We start from the raw sequence: 17,999 nt of genomic DNA, 5'->3' as shown, positions 1-17,999 counted from the left end.
GCCGTTTTTGGAGCGATTCCGCAGGGAGGCGTAGGCCGGACGAGGACTTAGCGAAAAAAATGGCAGCCACCGGCGACTCGCCGCCACGCCAACGCAAAACGCGATGGCGAAGCCGAGCCAGCCCAAAGAAAGCCCTAAAAAAAGCCGCCCGTGGTAGCGGGCGGCGATCTGGGGACAATTGCATCGGTCGCATGCCGGACGCATGCGCCATGTCTTCTTGTGATGAGCGTTACAGCGAAAAGTCGTACTCGGCCGAGAGCTGCACGTAGCGCGGCTGCTGGAAGCTCGTAGGCACCTTGTACGTGCTTCCCGCCAGCGAATTGCCGTTGTTGTCCTCGCCTACCTCGTTGATCGTGGTGGTGTGCTGCTTGTTGAAGATGTTGAACACGTTGGCGGAGATCGTTACGCCCTTCGCCCAGTCCGGCTTGTACGACGCGTTCAGGTCGATGTTCCAGTACGTCGGCGTGCGGCCGACCGAACCGCGCTTCACGATCATGCCGCTGCAGTAGAGGTAAGCGCCGCCACCGTAGCCGCCATCCACCTGGCCGTCGATCGGGTTCAGGCCGTAGCAGTTCTCCGGTCGCCCGGTCTGCAGCACGCCGTTGGCTCCGACCAGCCACTCCGGCGAGATCTGCCATGCACCGTAGATCTTGAACGTGTGCTTGCGGTCGTTCGGCAGGTAGCCATTGGCGCCGGCCATGATCTCCGGATAATCGAACAGTTCCGTCGTGCCGGTGTCCGCCTGGCCGTTGCTCGAATCGACGCCGCCCTCCGAATTGCCGCGGGTGTGCGACCACACATAGGACGCCTTCAGGTACCACACGTCGTCGAAGTTGCGCTCGGCGGTGAGCTGCATCGCCATGTATGAGCGCTTGTAGCTCGGCTCACCCACGGCGGTGCCCGGCAGGTGGATGTCGTAAAGCGTTCCCGTCGCATCCACCGGCGTGCGCAGCGTCACCGAACTGCCCGGGTTGAAGATGTAGCAACCGGGGACATTCGATGCTTCCGGCGTGAGGCTGTTGGTGTCCAGGTTCAGCCCGTACTGCGCGTTGGCGGCCTTCGCGATCGGGCGGAAGTCGCACGAATCGTCGATACCGGTGAGCACCTTGCGGTAGATCGCCTTCGCACCCAGGGTCCAGTCGGCCACCTGCTGCTGTGCGCCGAGGATGAACTCGCGCTGCTTGAACGGCTTGAGGTCCTTCGTCGCCACGGCGCCGGGGTTCGGTACCACGCCCGCTTCGCCATTGGCGAAGACGGTGCCGGTGCGCGAGGGGAACTGGGCGCCATAGGCGGCAGACACGGGACCAATGCCGAGCGGCGCGCCGGTGACGGGATCCACGCCGGTGTAGCTGAAGTACCGGATCTGGTAGAGCGAGGCCGCGGCACCGCGCAGCGCCACGTTGCCGTCGAGCGGCAGCGAGTAGTCACCGGCGCTGCCGTACACCTTCAGCGAGGAATCGCCATGCACGTCCCACGAGAAGCCGAGGCGCGGCTGCCAGCTGTGCGTCTGGCTCACATAGGTCTGGCCGAGGCTGTTGGTGTTGTCGAAGCCGTCGTTGCGAACGCCGATGCGGGCGACGAAGTTGTCCGTGATGTGCCAGTTGTCCTGCAGATAGTACGATTTCTGCGTGATGCCCACCTTCGCGCCGGTGGCGAAGACGGCCTGTTCCACCACGCTGTCGGCAGGGTCGAGGCCGGGGGCGTGGCCCAGGATGCTCTCGGGGATCGACTGGTAGGTATAGGTCGAGCCACCTTCGTAGGCGGTGCCGGTATCGGTGGTGAAGTGGTCGCGCGCCCAGCCGGCCTTGAGCTCGTGGTCGCCGAGGTGGTACTCGAAATCGATGCGCCCGGCGTTGCGCTTGTCCTCGCCGTTGGGCGTGCTGAGCGTACCCGTGGTGAACGAACAGTGCGGGTAACCCGCCGCGCCGTTCGTGACCGGGGTGCGGGCATCGTTGATGATCGGGCAGCCCGGCGAATTCACCGCGTCGAAGATGTTGCCGTCGTACTGCTCGACCGTGCCGTCCGCGGTGGTGGCGCGCTCGATGCGCTTGTTGGTGCTCTTGCCGTATTGCGCCGAGATGGTGAAGTCGTCGGTGACGTAACTGGTGTACTTCAGGATGTTGTTCATCCCACCGGTCTTGTCGTACACCTGTCCGAGGTAGTCGCCGCGATGCGGCTGGCCGTTGTCGTCATAGCTATAGCCATAGACGCTCTGCTGCTGGGTGCTGGAATCGCTGAAGCCCGTGTATTCGAGGATGTTGCTCTCGTTGATGTTCCAGTCGAGCTTCACCAGGTAACGAGGATCCTTGATCGTCGTCTTGTTGAAATTGCCGCCACCGGTCGTGTCGCCATAGTGCTCGTCCGCGGTACGCGTGCCGCCGACGAGGGCGAACATGAACAACTTGTCCTTGATCAGGGGGCCGCCGAGCCAGGCGTTCCAGCGCTGGCCGAAGTCGGTGGCGTTGCCCGTCTGATTGTTGCCGATGACGTAGTTGCTGTTATGGCGGTTGTTCTGCAACAGGGCCCCGTTCTGCAGGTAGACGTTCGGCTGGTTCGCCTGGAACTGGTACGGGTTCCAGGTGAAGTCGACGCCGCCCTTCCACTCGTTGGTGCCGCGCTTTGTGTTGACCGAGATGACGCCGCCGGTGGAGTTGCCGTATTCGGCCCCGTAACCGCCGTCCTGGATCTCCTCCTGGTCGATCGCCTCGAACGGCACCTGCGAGTAGGTCAGGCTCTGGAAGAAATTGGTGACGTTGAAGCCGTTCACGTAGTAGCTGTTCTCGGCCACCGAGGCCCCGCCGAAGGAGGCGAGGTTGCCGAAGGCGCTGTCGCCCTTGGTCGCGCCCGGCGCGAGCAGGGCCACCGCGGTCTGGTTGCGTGCCAGCGGCAGCTGCTTGATCTGCTCGGCCGTCATCACCGTGTTGGTCTGGCTCGAGGTGATGTCGATCGGCGGCAAGGCGTTCGCGGTGACCGAAACCGTGGTGAGGTCTTCGGCGGCACCCGGCGCCGCAGTGGATGCCGCAAGGTTGAGGTTGAAGCCCTGGCCGGCGACGATCTGGATGTTCCGCGTCGAGCTCTGGCCGCCCTTGGTGGAGGTGATGCGGTAGTCGCCCGGCGGCAGCGACGAAATATTGAAGCGTCCGTCGCTGCCGACGGTGGCGGAGCGGGTCAGGCCGCTACCCGTGTTGGTCGCCGTGACCTGCGCGCCGGCATCGGCCGTGCCGTAGACGCCACCGACCGTACTCTGTGCGAACGCGCCTGTGGCGACGAGTCCAAGACCCACCGCGATGGCGAAAGATAGGGTGCGACGCGATTCCATGGTTTCTCCCGGTTAACGAAACTGCAACAAGCGGTGCAAGCTACGCCTGCTGTTCAGGGCCACTCAATGCGAGTTCCCTGAACACAATTTCTTCAGCCGCTTGCGCGAGGGGAGTTCCGCAAGGGTCATGGCGACGGGTCGCAAGGCGGTTTCCGCGACAGGACGGCCTTTGCCGTCATGGGACGCAGGAAGTTCTGCCGTTCGTTATGGCGGGGATGAAAAAATCTTCATCATGGGTCGGATTTTTCGACACGATAAAGCGGGGGCGACAGCTTGCCCTTACGATGCTGCGTCCGGAGCAAGGCCGAAGAATGACTCCGCCGTGCGCGTCGTCGCCTCGGTCAGTTCCTCGCGCGATTCACCGCGATCCCTCGCCACTTCGTCGCGGATGTGCGCGAGGTACATCGGTTCGTTGCGCCGGTGCTTCGGCATCGGGTGGATGCTGCGGGGGAGCAGGTAAGGCGAATCGGTTTCCAGCATGAGGCGGTTCGCCGGAATCATCCGGACGAGTTCGCGCAGGTGCGCGCCGCGGCGTTCGTCGCAGATCCACCCGGTGATGCCGATGTGGCAGTCGAGGTCGAGGTAGTCTCGCAACGCTTCGCCGGTATCGGTGAAGCAGTGCACGACCGCCGCCGGGACGCGGTCGCGGTAACGCTTCAGGATCGCCAGGAAGTCGTGGTGCGCGTCGCGCTGGTGCAGGAACAGGGGCTTGCCGACGTCGACGGCGATCTCGAGCTGCCGCTCGAACACATCGCGCTGCACGTCCCGCGGCGAGTAGTTGCGGTTGTAGTCCAGGCCGGTTTCGCCCACGGCGCGGACTTCCGGCTCACGGGCGAGCTCGCGCAGTTGCGCATCGGTGCGGTCGTCGTACTCGACGGCATGGTGCGGGTGCACGCCCGCCGTCGCGAAGAGCCGGCCGCCACTGGCGCGCGCGAGCTCGAGAGCGTGAAGGCTGCCTTCACGCGAAGCACCCGTAATCACCATCCGCCCCACGCCATGGGCGCTCGCCCTTCCCAGGACTTCGTCAAAGTCCTGGCGGAAGGATTCGTGGGTGAGGTTGGCGCCGATGTCGATCAAGTCCATGTTTTCTTTCGCATTGGGGCAAGGGACCGGATGAGGCCCTTGCACGTTATTGGTACGCAACGCCATGAATTGACACGCATATGGACGTCCGAACGAGCTTTCGCCGGGGTTTCGGCATAGACCATTAGGACGATCAGGAATTTGCTGTCAAAAGATTGACGCTCGCTTTTTCTTGCTGCTACGTTCCACAGACCGCCGTCAAAAAAACGACGCGGGGGAACCACGTCTTTTCGGCAGGGGATGTCCGTCCGGGCATCAAAGGGATGACGGCCGACACGGTCGTCTGAGGCAGTACCACGTGGCTAGGGGTAGTGCAGATGGTAAACCGTTCCGTCGCGAAGCCGGTCGAGGCTTCCTCCGCCAAGGGCATCGCGCCCTGTGCCTCCACCGGTCCCATGGACCTCTTCACGTCATGAATCGTCGCCGTTGCGCTTGCGCGACGGCGGGCAGTTTGGGTTGGCGTTGAGGGGAACGTCGAATCCTTAAGTGTTTACGCCGGCGAGGGGGTCTTCGCCGGTGGGCGTGCAGGGAGGGGTCCCGGCGCCGCACTAGGGAGGTACTGGTAATGACTTCACGAACACTGGCGCAGGCCTTGGGTCTTGTGCTGACGGGCATGTTCACGGTGGCGGGAGCGGCTTACGCCGCGGAGACACCCGCCACACAAGCCAAACCACAGGCCACGGCCGGGCAGGCCATGCAGGTCGTCGCCATCGATCCGGCGACCGGCAAGCTGCGGGCACCGACGGCGGCCGAGCGGGCGGCGTACTCCAAGGCGGCGCAGGCGCGGCAGAGCCGGGTCTCGGCGCTTACCGGCCAGCCGCGCACCAACGCCGACGCGCTGAAGACCGCGCGCACGGTCACGCTCCGCAGCGGTGGGAAAGCCACCGGCATGCGCCTGCCCCAGGAACGGATGAGCAGCGTCGTCGCCACGCGTCAGGCGGACGGCAGCCTCAGCATCCATCACGACGACCAGGGCGCCAATGCCGCGCCTAAGGCACCGGAGGTGACACGATGATCCGCCGCGGCCTCCTTTATTCAGCCCTTCTCGCTGCCGGCCTGTGCGGCGCCATGAGCGCCACTGCCGCTGAGATCAAGATCGTCAACCAGGACGTCGGCACCGGCCAGGGCCTGGACGACCACACGCCCGCCGCGCCCGTTGGAGGCAACCCGGGCACGACCTTCGGCCAGCAGGCGCTCAACGTCTTCCAGTTCGCCGCGGACATCCACGGCGCCTACCTGAAGAGCAACGTCACCATCATCAACAACGCCACGTTCGAGCCGCTGGAATGCGACGCCACCGGTGGCGTGCTCGGATCGTCCGGTCCCTTGTCCGTCTTCACTTTCGATGCGGCCAACCTCCCTGCGGGCGCCAAGGCGGACACCTGGTATGCGGGTCCCGAAGCCGACGCCCTCGCGGGCGAGGATCTCGATCCGGGCCAGGCCGACATCCAGAGCCAGTTCAACGGCGCGCTGGGTTCGCCGGGCTGTATCGAAGGTTCGAAGTGGTACATGGGCCTCGACCACCAGGTACCCGACGGCCAGATCGATTTCCTCAACGTCGTGCTGCACGAAATGGCGCACGGCCTCGGTTTCCTGGGCCTCACCGACTTGCAGACCGGCGAGGACTTCCCGGGCGGTGCGGATTCGCATCCGGACATCTACGGCACCTTCGTCAAGCATGACGGTACGTTGTGGGACGACCTCACGCCGGCACAGCGCGTGGCGGCTGCCGTGGACGACGGCCACCTCGCATTCTCCGGTCCGACCGTCATCGCCGAAGCTCCGCTCGCCCTGAGCCAGCCCGACGTGTACCGCGTCACCGCGCCGGCCGCGGCCGTGGGCGATTACGAGTACGCGCAGGCGGCCTTCGGCCCGACGGCGACCTCCGCGAACTTCTCGGGAAGCGTGGCCAGGGCCGTGCCGAACGACGGTTGCGCCGCGCTCACCAATGCCGCCGACGTCGCCGGCAAGGTCGCGCTCATCGATCGCGGCACCTGCGATTTCACGGTGAAGGCGCTCAATGCGCAAGCCGCCGGCGCCAGCGCCGTGCTGCTCGCCAACAACCAGCCCGCGGCAGTGACGCCCGGCGGTACGCCCGCGTCGCCGGTGACCATCCCGGTGATCCTGGTGAACCAGGTCGACGGCAACAAGCTCAAGGACAACATCGCCGGCCTGACCGGTTCTGTCGCCAAGGGCACGGGCCTCTCCGGCACCAATGCCGACGGCGTGCTGATCTACGCACCGGCGCAGCTCTCGCCCGGCTCCTCGTTCTCGCACTACGACACGCGCCTGACCCCGAACGCGATCATGGAATACGCGATCAACCAGGATCTGCGTGGCGAGATCGATCTCGACCTGACGCCTGCGCTGTTCCAGGACATCGGCTGGGGCATCGATCGCAGCAACCAGTTCCTGCTGACCTGCGACACGGGCATTCCGAAGCTCGTACCCGGCGGCATGATCATCGGTGCGAACGTGGTCGCGAACGCGAAGATCATCGCCGGCAATGCCGACGACGTGGGTGCCTATCGCGCGGGCATCACGGCTTACGCCGCGCAGCTCGCGGCCGATGGCCTGATCGACGCGGCTCAGGCAAGCAGCCTCAACGCCTGCCTTACCGATCAGCAGACCCAGGCGCAGTACGACGAATGGGGTCCGCCGCCGGCGCCTCCGGGCATCGTGCTCAACAACAACCAGGCGCTTTCCAACCAGCAGGGCGCGGCGGGAGCTAGCACGGTCTACCTGCTCGACGTGCCGGCCAACGCGAAGACGCTGACGTTGCGCACCTATGGCGGCTCGGGCGACGTCTCGATCTCCGTCACCAGTCCCAACGGCACGGTGAAGAATCAGCCGAACCGTCCGGGCAACAGCGAACCGTTCACGGCGGGCAGGCCTGCCGCGGGTACATGGACGCTGACGGTGAAGGGCGTCAAGGCGTATTCGGGCGTTTCCGTTCTGGGCGCCTACACGCTCTGACGGTAAGAGGCCCCGGTTCGCCGGGGCCTCGACTTTCGTGGGGAATGCGCTCTCGACCGGAGAATGCCGCGTTGCATTCGAAGGGCAGGGGCCAGGGGTCATCAGTCACGGGACACATCGTCCGCCGCGGTCGCGACGGACTGGCGATGGGCCGCGCGCCGCGCGCCCGCGCATCGATCGCTCACATGCGGACATTCTGGGAGGAAGTTTGACGTGAACACCATTTACAGCAAAGTCTGGAACAAATCCCTCGGCATACTCGTCGTCGCTTCGGAATTCGCGAGGGCGAACGGCAAGGGCGGCACCTCCCGCCGCCTGCGGGCCGCGATGGCCGTACTGCCACTGGCTGCCGGCGCCATGCTGGCGCTGGGCAGTTCACCGGCACAAGCGGGTAACGTCTGCGGAGGCTACCTGCTCGGCCTCCAGGGCAAGGCGCCGGTCGCGAAGGGCGACGACGCCTTCGCATGCGGCACCGCGGCGAAGGCCGAAGGCAACTACAGCACGGCGGTCGGTACGAAGGCGCGCAGCGATGGCGAGTCCAGCGTCGCGTTGGGCAACGACGCACAGGCGCTCGGCGCGTGGTCCACCGCGATCGGGCAAGCCTCCCGTGCCACCGGTACCGACAGTGTCGCGATCGGCGAATCGTCCAGGGCGAGTGGCTCGGCCAGTTCGGCGTTCGGCACCGATGCGCAGGCCACGGCGAAGAATTCCGTGGCGCTTGGCGAAAGCTCGATCGCCAATCGCGCCAACACGGTGTCGATCGGCTCGGTGAATGCCGAGCGCCAGCTGACCAATCTCGCCGACGGCACGCAGGCGACCGACGCGGTGAACAAGCGGCAACTCGACAAGGTATCCACGAACGTCGACGGCGTGTCCCACCGCGTCGACCAGCTCACGACCACGGTAAGCGACGTGTCCGATCACGTCGATCAGCTCGCGACGGACGTCAATGGCGTTACCCGTTACTTCAAGGCCAACGGTAACGGTGACGGTTCAGACGATGCACTAGCGACCGGACAGTACGCGACCGCATCGGGTTCCGGTGCGTTCGCCGGCGCCGACGGTGCGACGGCGAACGGCAGCGGTGCCGTGGCGACAGGCACGCAGTCCACGGCTGTCGGTTACGGCACGGTGGCGACCGGGCAGAACGCTGCCGCTTTCGGTGCGGGTGCGCAGGCCGATGGTCCGGGAAGCGTCGCGGTCGGTGGTAACGCGGTGGACGAAGACGGCAATCCGCTGATCACCAACGGTGGCGTGCCGGTGGACACGAGCGCGACCAGCGCGGGTGTCGGCGGTACGGCAGTCGGTGCGAGCGCGAACGCCAGCGGTTTCGCGGCAACGGCAAACGGCGTGGGCGCGTATGCCTCCGGTGCGCAGTCGTCGGCGTTCGGCGCCGTGGCTAACGCCATCGGCGATCTGTCCACGGCCATCGGTACGCAGAGTGCCGCAGTGGGCGTGAGCAGCGTCGCGGTGGGTGAAAGCGCGCAGGCCACGGGCGACGAAAGCGTGGCGGTCGGCGGTTCGAGTTTCTTTGGTTTCATTCCGGCCGAAGCCACAGGCACCGGTGCATCCGCACTTGGCGCGGGCGCCTGGGCCACGGCGGACTATGCGACGGCGGTGGGCTGGCTGAGCACCGCGGATCATGAGAACGCGACGGCACTGGGCATGTCCGCCGTGGCCGCCGACGTCAACGCCACGGCCATCGGTGCACAGACGGGTGCCGTCGGATCGCAGGCCACCACGGTGGGTGCGCAGTCGACGGCCGTGGGCGATCTCGCCACGGCGCTCGGCGGCAGCGCACGCGCCGTGGACAAGAACGCCACCGCGCTCGGCGGGAACGCACAGGCCATCTGGGAAGACGGCACCGCGGTGGGTGCGAATGCGCAGGCGCAGGGTGCCGGCTCCACGGTGACTGGCGCGAACAGCGCGGCCTTCGGCGACGACTCCACGGCGAACGGCCACAACGCGATCGCCGACGGCGCGGGCGCATCGAGCTTCGGTGCGAGCAGTCTCGCCAGCGGCGACTACACGACGGCAGCCGGTCAAGGTGCCTATGCCGGTGCAGCGGGAGCGAGCTCCTTCGGCTCGGGCGCGGTAGCGACCGGTCAGCAGTCGATCGCGGCCGGCTACGGCGCCGTGGCGACGGGGCAGAACGCCGCCGCCATCGGTGCGGGTGCGCAGGCGGACGGTCCGGGAAGTGTCGCGGTCGGCGGCAACGCCGTGGACGAGGACGGCAATCCGCTGATCACCAACGGTGGCGTGCCGGTGGACACGAGCGCGACCAGCGCGGGTGTCGGCGGCACGGCGGTCGGCGCGAGCGCGAATGCCAGCGGCTTCGCCGCCTCGTCTTTTGGTGTAGGCGCGTACGCATCGGGTGCACAGTCCGCGGCGTTTGGCGCCGTGGCGAACGCGATCGGTGACTACTCGACGGCGGTCGGTACGCAGAGCGCGGCGGTGGGCACGAGCAGCGTGGCGGTCGGCGAAAGCGCGCAGGCGCTTGGCGAGGAAAGCGTCGCCGTCGGCGGTGCCACCTTCTTCGGCCTGATTCCGGCGCAGGCGACGGGCGCGGGCGCTTCCGCCTTCGGTACGGGCGCGTGGGCAACGAACGATTACGCGACGGCGCTGGGTTGGAACAGCTGGGCGGATGGCATCGACAGCACGGCGATCGGCGCCTCCGCGACCGCGCACGCCGACAACTCGGTGGCCCTGGGTGCCGGTTCGCTGAACAACCGTGCGAACACGGTCTCGGTGGGTGACGCGGGTGCCGAGCGGCAGATCACGAATGTCGCGGCGGGCACGGAAGACACCGATGCGGTGAACAAGGGCCAGCTCGATGCGTCGGTGAACGAGGCGTCGCGTTACTTCAAGGCCACCGGTAACGGCGACGGCTCCGACGATGCGCTCGCGACCGGACAGTACGCGACCGCATCCGGTTCGGGTGCGTTCGCCGGCGCCGACGGTGCGACGGCGAACGGCAGCGGTGCCGTGGCGACAGGCACGCAATCCACCGCTGTCGGTTACGGCACGGTGGCGACCGGGCAGAACGCAGCCGCTTTCGGTGCGGGTGCGCAGGCCGACGGTCCGGGAAGCGTCGCGGTGGGCGGCAACGCCGTGGACGAAGACGGCAATCCGCTGATCACCAACGGTGGCGTGCCGGTGGACACGAGCGCGACCAGCGCGGGCGTCGGCGGCACGGCGGTGGGTGCGAGCGCGAATGCCAGCGGCTTCGCCGCCTCGTCTTTTGGCGTAGGCGCGTACGCATCGGGTGCGCAGTCCGCGGCATTCGGCGCGGTGGCGAACGCGATCGGCGACTACTCGACGGCCGTCGGCACGCAAAGCGCGGCGGTGGGCACGAGCAGCGTGGCGGTGGGTGAAAGCGCGCAGGCGCTCGGCGAGGAAAGCGTCGCCGTCGGCGGTGCCACCTTCTTCGGTCTGATCCCGGCGCAGGCGACGGGGACCGGTGCGGCTGCTTTCGGCGCAGGTGCATGGGCCACGGCGGACTATGCGACCGCGCTGGGCTGGAACAGCTCGGCTTATGGGGAGAGCAGCACGGCCCTGGGCGAAAGCTCGGTCGCCTATGACCTGGGCTCCAGTGCGCTCGGCGCGCAGGCGAACGCGCAAGGCGTGCAGTCGACGGCGGTCGGCGCGGCTGCTGCCACGACGGGCGACTTCGCTTCGGCTATCGGCAGCGGCAGTTATGCCGGTGCGACTAACGCCACGGCGGTGGGCGGTCTCGCCGCCGCCACGGGCGAAGACAGCACCGCGGTGGGTGCGAATGCCGAGGCCTCCGGTGCGGGCTCGACCGCGACGGGCGCCGGGAGCGCCGCCTTCGGCAACGAATCGACGGCGAACGGCCACAACGCGATCGCCGACGGCGCGGGCGCATCGAGCTTCGGTGCGAGCAGTCTCGCCAGCGGCGACTACACGACGGCAGCCGGTCAAGGTGCCTATGCCGGTGCAGCGGGAGCGAGCTCCTTCGGCTCGGGCGCGGTAGCGACCGGTCAGCAGTCGATCGCGGCCGGCTACGGCGCCGTGGCGACGGGGCAGAACGCCGCCGCCATCGGTGCCGGTGCGCAGGCGGACGGTCCGGGAAGTGTCGCGGTCGGTGGCAACGCCGTGGATGAGGATGGGAATCCGCTGATCACCAACGGTGGCGTGCCGGTGGACACGAGCGCGACCAGCGCAGGTGTCGGCGGTACGGCGGTGGGTGCGAGCGCGAATGCCAGCGGCTTCGCCGCCTCGTCTTTTGGCGTAGGCGCCTACGCATCGGGTGCGCAGTCGTCGGCGTTCGGTGCGGTGGCGAATGCCATCGGCGACTACTCGACGGCGGTGGGCACGCAGAGTGCGGCGGTGGGCACGAGCAGCGTGGCGGTCGGCGAAAGTGCGCAGGCGCTCGGTGAGGAAAGCGTCGCCGTCGGCGGTGCCACCTTCTTCGGTCTGATCCCGGCGCAGGCGACGGGCGCGGGCGCTTCCGCCTTTGGTACGGGCGCGTGGGCAACGAACGATTATGCGACGGCGCTGGGCTGGAACAGCTGGGCGGACGGCATCGACAGCACGGCGATCGGTGCCTCCGCGACCGCGCACGCCGACAACTCGGTAGCCCTGGGTGCCGGTTCGCTGAACAACCGTGCGAACACGGTTTCGGTGGGCGACGCGGGTGCCGAGCGGCAGATCACGAATGTCGCGGCGGGCACGGAAGCCACCGATGCGGTGAACAAGAGCCAGCTTGACGCGGTGGCCGGCGGAGTGAGCGACGCCAGTCACTATTTCAAGGCCAACGGCCTGGGCGACGGCAGCGACGACGCCCTGGCCGTTGGCGATTTCGCCACGGCATCCGGTTCCGGCGCGCTTGCCTCGGGAACCGGGGCCACGGCGAACGGCTCGGGTGCGGTGGCGGCGAACGAGTTCGCCACGGCCAGCGGTTACGGCAGTACCGCCTCCGCGCGGAACAGCGCCGCCTTCGGTGCCGGCGCGCAGGCGACCGGTTCCGGCAGCGTCGCCGTGGGCGGTACGGCCGTGGACGATGGCGGCAACCCGCTGATCGTCGACAGCGACGGCAATCCGGTGGATACCGGGGCGACGAGTGCCGGCCTCGGCGGCACGGCCGTGGGTGCCAGCGCGAAGGCCAACGGCTTCGCAGCCACGGCCACGGGCGTCGGTGCCTTTGCTTCGGCAGACGAATCGACGGCGGTCGGTGCGGTGGCGAACGCCGTCGGGCCGCTGTCGCTGGCGATAGGCGCGGAATCGGCCGCACTGGATACCCAGGCGACGGCGCTGGGTTCGCAATCGGTCGCGCTCGCCATCCAGTCGACCGCCGTGGGCACCCTGTCGCTGGCCTATAGCGAGGGGGCGACCGCGGTCGGCCGCTCGGCGCAGGCCTTCGGCGTGGACAGCCTGGCCATCGGCAGCGGCGCGCTGGTCGGCGTCGGCGGCATCTTCCCCGAGGAGTTCGTGAACGGCACGGCGGTCGGCGGCGGTGCCTGGGCCCATGCCACCAATGCGACGGCCCTGGGCGCCCATGCCAGCGCCGGAGCCGAGCAGTCGGTGGCGCTCGGTGCCGGATCGGAGGCCGACCGTGCGCGCACGGTGTCGGTCGGCAGCGATCTCGTCGGCGACCGGCAGATCACCCATGTGGGGGCCGGTACCCAGGCCAACGACGCGGTGAACAAGGGCCAGCTCGACACCCTGGCGGACAGCGTCAGCTCGGCCGCCCACTATGTGTCGGCGACCGGGGCGAAGGACGGCTCGGACGACGCCGCGGCCACGGGTGAATTGGCCGCGGCCACGGGCGCCGGCAGCAGCGCCACGGGCGACCTGTCGACGGCTTCCGGTGCCTTCGCCTCGGCGAGCAACGAATCGGCCACGGCGGTCGGCGCGTTCTCGACGGCGAGCGCGGCCGGGTCCACCGCGATCGGCGACAGCGCCCGCGCGCTGGCGGCGAATTCGGTGGCCCTGGGCAGCGGGTCGCTGGCGACGCGGGCAAACACGGTCTCGGTGGGCAGTGCCGGCAACAACCGCCAGATCACCAACGTCGCGGCCGGTACCCAGACCACCGATGCGGTGAACCTCGGCCAGTTGAACACGGCCTTGTCCAGCGCCTTCTCCGGATCCTCGAGCGCGGCCGGCAATGCCGTGGCCTTGGCACTGGGTGGCGGCGCCACCATGGGCGCCAACGGCCTCGTGGGACCGAGCTACCGGGTGCAAGGTGGCACCTACAGCTCGGTGGGCGATGCGGTGGGTGCCCTGGACGGAGCACTGTCGTCGCTCGACAGCCGCGTGGGTGCGCTCGAGACCCAGTCCGATGGCGGCCTGAAGCCGGGCGGCAGCACGGTTCAGCGCACGGTGGCGCCGTCGATCGCGGCCCGCACCGCGCCGACACCCGCCGCCGTACCTGAAGTGACCGCTGCGGTGACGGCAGCGGCGGCGCCCGAACCGGTGCCGGCCGCGGCAGGCGCACCGGCTCCCGCCGCGGCGGCCTTGCCGATCACCGCTGCCGTCGACGGCGGCGGCGCGCCGATCACCAATGTCGGCGCGGGCGTCAATCCGACCGATGCGGCCAATGTCAGCCAGGTCGACCAGGCGGTCGCCACGGCGAAGTCCTATGCCGACCAGGGCGACGCCACCACCCTGCAAAGCGCCAAGGCCTATACGGACCAGAAGTTCGGCGATGTGGTCAGCGGCGGTGCCTTCGACGACTACAAGCGGACGGTGGACCGCCGCTTCAGCAACCTCAACGACCGTCTGAACAAGGTGGGCGCCATGGGGGCCGCGATGTCGCAGATGGCCTTCAGTACCCAGGGCGTAAACGGCGATAACCGGCTCGGTGTAGGCGTCGGCGGGTATAAAGGTCAGGGCGCGTTGTCGGTCGGCTACTCGCGCAGCATCACGCCGAATGCCACGGTGACCTTCGGCGCCGCGATCAGCGGCGGCGAAAGCTCCGGCGGTGTCGGTGTAGGCGTAGGCTGGTAATAAGCCCGGCGGCGCCCTACAGGGTGCCGCCAAGTCCTTGGAAGCCGGCGGCGACGCCGGCTTTTCCTTTTTGCGCCGTGTCCCGGAATGCGTGTTTTGCGGTCGCCGCCGACGCACGGTATGTGCTACCAATAGCGGCCCGTCCCGACAGGAATGACCGGGACGGACAATGCATTCAACGGAACGTGTGGAGATGGCATGTCTGCGATGACCGAGCACAGGGACATGCTCACCGGAGAACCCGGCGAGGCACAGGTCTGCGCGCATCTCGTCGCGCACGGCCGGTTGAAGGACACCGACCTCGCGCGGGCGCGCCGCCTGCACGACGAAACGCCGGAGGGCACCCTCACGGCGCTGATGGCGCGCCTGGGCCTGGTCTCGGAACGCGACCTCGCGGATGCCTGGGCCGACCTCCTGGGCCTGCCCCTGCTGGCGGCGAAGGACGCCCCGGACCTCCCGCCGGCGGATGCCGAACTTTCGGTCCGTTTCCTTAAGCAGTACCACGTCGTGCCCGTCCGCGAAGGCGAGGACGGCCTGGTCCTGCTCGTGGCCGACCCGGCCGATCCCTACCCGTTGCAGGCCGTACGCCTGGCCACCGGGCGCGATGTCCAGCTTCGCGTCGGCCTGCGCTCCGAGATCGACGACCTGATCGAGAGATATTACGGGCAGGGCCGCTCGGCGATGGGCAGCATCGTGGAGAGCCTGGACGGCAACGCGGCCGTGGAAGACGACGTCGAGCACCTGCGCGACCTCGCCTCCGAGGCACCGGTGATCCGCCTGGTCAACCTCATCCTCCAGCGCGCGGTGGAACAGCGCGCGTCGGACGTGCACATCGAGCCGTTCGAGAACCGGCTCAAGGTGCGTTACCGCATCGACGGCGTGCTGCACGAAGTGGAAGCACCGCCTTCGAGCTCCACCGCGGCGGTCATCTCGCGCGTGAAGATCATGGCGCGGCTCAACATCGCCGAGCGGCGTCTGCCGCAGGACGGCCGCATCCAGCTCCGCGTGCAGGGCAAGGAACTCGACCTTCGCGTATCGACCGTGCCGACCAGCTTCGGCGAATCGGTGGTGATGCGTATCCTCGACCGCGAGTCGGTGGTGTTCGACTTCGCCTCGCTGGGTTTCACCGAGAACTTCCGCGGCCGTTTCGTGGAGGTGCTGGACCGCCCGCACGGCATCCTGCTGGTCACGGGACCCACCGGCTCGGGCAAGACCACGACGCTGTACACGGCGCTCTCGCAGATCAACACGCCGGACGTGAAGATCATCACCGTCGAAGATCCCGTGGAATACCAGATCGAAGGCATCAACCAGATCCAGGTGAAGCCGCAGATCGGCCTCGACTTCGCCGGCGCGCTGCGCTCCATCGTCCGCCAGGACCCGGACGTGATCATGATCGGCGAAATGCGCGACCTGGAAACCTGCCGCATCGCCATCCAGTCCGCGCTCACCGGCCATCTCGTGTTGTCCACGCTGCATACCAACAGTGCGTCGGGCGGCATCACCCGCCTGCTCGACATGGGCGTGGAGGATTACCTGCTCGGTTCGACCGTGAACGGCATCCTGGCCCAGCGCCTCGTGCGCCGCCTAGACCCGGAGACGGCCATCCCTTACGAGGCGCTGCCCGAGGTGATCGAGCAGTTCGAACTGCACAAGTACACCGACGAGCGTCCCATCCGCCTGTGGAAGCCCGGCTCCAGCGCAGCCAATCCCACGGGCTACCGCGGGCGGCGCGCCATCATGGAATTCCTGGTGATGAGCGATCCGCTGCGCCGGCTGGTGATGCAGCGCGCGGATGCCGGCGAGATCGAGCGCCAGGCGCGGGCCGAAGGCATGCGCACGATGTACGAGGACGGCCTGGCGAAGGCCGTGGCCGGCATCACCACGATCGAGGAAGTCCTGCGCGTCACGCAGGAATCGTAGGCATGCGCGCATGAGCCAGTTTCGCTACCGTGCCATCAGTGCCGCAGGAGAGGTCCTCTCGGGCCGGATGGAGGCCGTGTCCGTCGAGGACGTCGTCGCCCGCCTGCACGACCAGGGCCACACGCCGCTGGAGGCCGCGCCCGCCGATGGCGAATCCTCGGGCAGCGGCATCGCCGCGATGTTCCGCAAGGGACCGTTCACCGGCGACCAGCTTGCCCAGTTCACGCACCAGCTCGCGACGCTGCTCGGCGCGGGCCAGCCGCTGGACCGCGCGCTCGGCATCCTGCTCGACCTGCCGGAAGGTGAGCGGGCGAAGAACATGGTCGAACGCATCCGCGACCGCGTGCGCGGCGGCACCACCTTGTCCACGGCGCTCGACGAAGAAAACGGCGTCTTCCCGCGCCTGTACGTCAGCTTGGTACGTGCGGGCGAGGCGGGCGGTTCGCTGGACGAGACCCTGCGCCGCCTCGCCGATTACCTGGAGCGCGCGCAGGCCTTGCGCGGCAGCATCATCAACGCCCTGATCTATCCCGCCTTCCTCATGGTGGGCGTGCTCGGATCGCTGGTGCTGTTGCTGGCTTATGTGGTGCCGCAGTTCGTGCCGATCTTCGCCGACATGCAGGTGCCGATCCCGCTCATCACCCAGGTGGTGCTGGCGCTCGGCACGGCCATCAGCGACTGGTGGTGGGCGTTCGCCGTCCTCCTCGTCCTCCTGGTCGCCGTGTTGCGCATGCGTCTGCGCGACGCCGAGACCAGGCTCGCCTTCCACGGCCGGCTGCTCACCATGCGTGTGGCGGGCCCGCTGCTGCTGAAGGTGGAAACCGCCCGCATCGCACGCACGCTGGGCACGCTGCTGAAGAACGGCGTACCGTTGCTGTCGTCGCTGGCCATTGCGCGCCAGGTCACCGGCAACCGTGCGCTCGATCTTGCGCTGGAACAGGCGGCCGACCGCGTGAAGGGCGGCGCCGGCCTCGGCTCGGCGCTGGCACAGACCGAGCGGTTCCCCCGGCTGGCCCTGCAGATGATCCAGGTAGGCGAGGAAGCCGGCGCACTGGACACCATGCTGCTCAAGGTGGCCGACACCTTCGACGTGGAAGCCAAGCGCGCCATCGACCGCCTGCTTGCGGCGCTGGTGCCGACGCTCACCATCGTGATGACCGTGCTCGTCGCCTTCATCATGGCGGCGATCCTGCTGCCGCTGCTCAGTCTCACCAGCAACATCAACTGATCAAACCGTTCCAAGGAGCTTTCCCATGCGTGTGAATCGTACCCTCCGCCACAGTCATGCCCGCGGCTTCACCCTGCTGGAAATGCTCGCGGTGATCGTGCTGATCGGCATCATCGGCGCCATCGTGGTCACCCAGGTCGGCAAGAACGTCGACAAGGGCAAGTACGGTGCAGGCAAGGCGCAGCTCACCACGCTGAGCCAGAAGATCGAGAATTACGCGCTCGACAACGGCACGCCGCCGCACGCGCTGGAAGACCTCACGACGAAGCCGGCCGACGCCAGCAACTGGCAAGGCCCGTACGCGAAGGCATCCGACCTCAAGGATCCCTGGGGCCATGCCTTCGGCTACCGCTACCCGGGCGAACACGGCAGCTTCGACCTCGTGTTCTACGGGCAGGACGGCAAGGCCGGCGGCGACGGCTATTCGGCCGACGCCGGCAACTGGCAGTAAGAGTCCAGGACTCCGATCGATTTACGCAACGTCATGACCTCAGGAAGGGC

The 17,999-nt window shown here is 67.8% G+C and carries 8 protein-coding genes; 6 read left to right on the top strand and 2 right to left on the bottom strand.

Annotated features, from left to right (window positions below):
- Window positions 1-229: 229 nt before the first annotated feature.
- Both ACR9ZH_RS11065 and ACR9ZH_RS11060 read right to left on the bottom strand, forming a co-directional pair.
- A complete protein-coding gene (locus ACR9ZH_RS11065; RefSeq protein ID WP_481290798.1) occupies window positions 230-3,319 on the bottom strand; it encodes an outer membrane beta-barrel protein in 3,090 nt (1,029 codons plus the stop codon).
- 279 nt (window positions 3,320-3,598) lie between these two features.
- Window positions 3,599-4,402: a TatD family hydrolase gene (locus ACR9ZH_RS11060; RefSeq protein ID WP_481290797.1), complete on the bottom strand. Its 804-nt coding sequence runs from the start codon at window positions 4,400-4,402 to the stop codon at window positions 3,599-3,601.
- A gap of 565 nt (window positions 4,403-4,967) precedes the next feature.
- Between ACR9ZH_RS11060 and ACR9ZH_RS11055 the strand changes: the two genes are divergently transcribed.
- From ACR9ZH_RS11055 to gspG, 6 genes are all read left to right on the top strand, one after another.
- Window positions 4,968-5,417 (top strand): post-PEP-CTERM-1 domain-containing protein, encoded by a 450-nt coding sequence (locus ACR9ZH_RS11055; RefSeq protein WP_481290796.1) that lies wholly within the window; start codon window positions 4,968-4,970, stop codon window positions 5,415-5,417.
- Between the two features lie 53 nt (window positions 5,418-5,470).
- Window positions 5,471-7,378: a PA domain-containing protein gene (locus ACR9ZH_RS11050; RefSeq protein ID WP_481290795.1), complete on the top strand. Its 1,908-nt coding sequence runs from the start codon at window positions 5,471-5,473 to the stop codon at window positions 7,376-7,378.
- Between the two features lie 213 nt (window positions 7,379-7,591).
- Window positions 7,592-14,347, top strand: coding sequence for an ESPR-type extended signal peptide-containing protein (locus tag ACR9ZH_RS11045; protein WP_481290794.1), 6,756 nt, complete (start codon window positions 7,592-7,594; stop codon window positions 14,345-14,347).
- Window positions 14,348-14,554: 207 nt separating this feature from the next.
- On the top strand, window positions 14,555-16,270 hold the full coding sequence (gene gspE, locus ACR9ZH_RS11040) for a type II secretion system ATPase GspE (protein WP_481290800.1): 1,716 nt from the start codon (window positions 14,555-14,557) through the stop codon (window positions 16,268-16,270).
- 10 nt (window positions 16,271-16,280) lie between these two features.
- A complete protein-coding gene (gene gspF, locus ACR9ZH_RS11035; protein ID WP_481290793.1) occupies window positions 16,281-17,498 on the top strand; it encodes a type II secretion system inner membrane protein GspF in 1,218 nt (405 codons plus the stop codon).
- Window positions 17,499-17,523: 25 nt separating this feature from the next.
- Window positions 17,524-17,949, top strand: coding sequence for a type II secretion system major pseudopilin GspG (gspG, locus tag ACR9ZH_RS11030; protein ID WP_481290792.1), 426 nt, complete (start codon window positions 17,524-17,526; stop codon window positions 17,947-17,949).
- Window positions 17,950-17,999 lie beyond the last annotated feature (50 nt).

Source organism: Luteibacter sp. SVR4-7G (assembly GCF_056755555.1).
The sequence above is the reverse complement of the archived record's forward strand: the minus strand, read 5'-3'. Positions and strand labels throughout refer to the sequence as shown.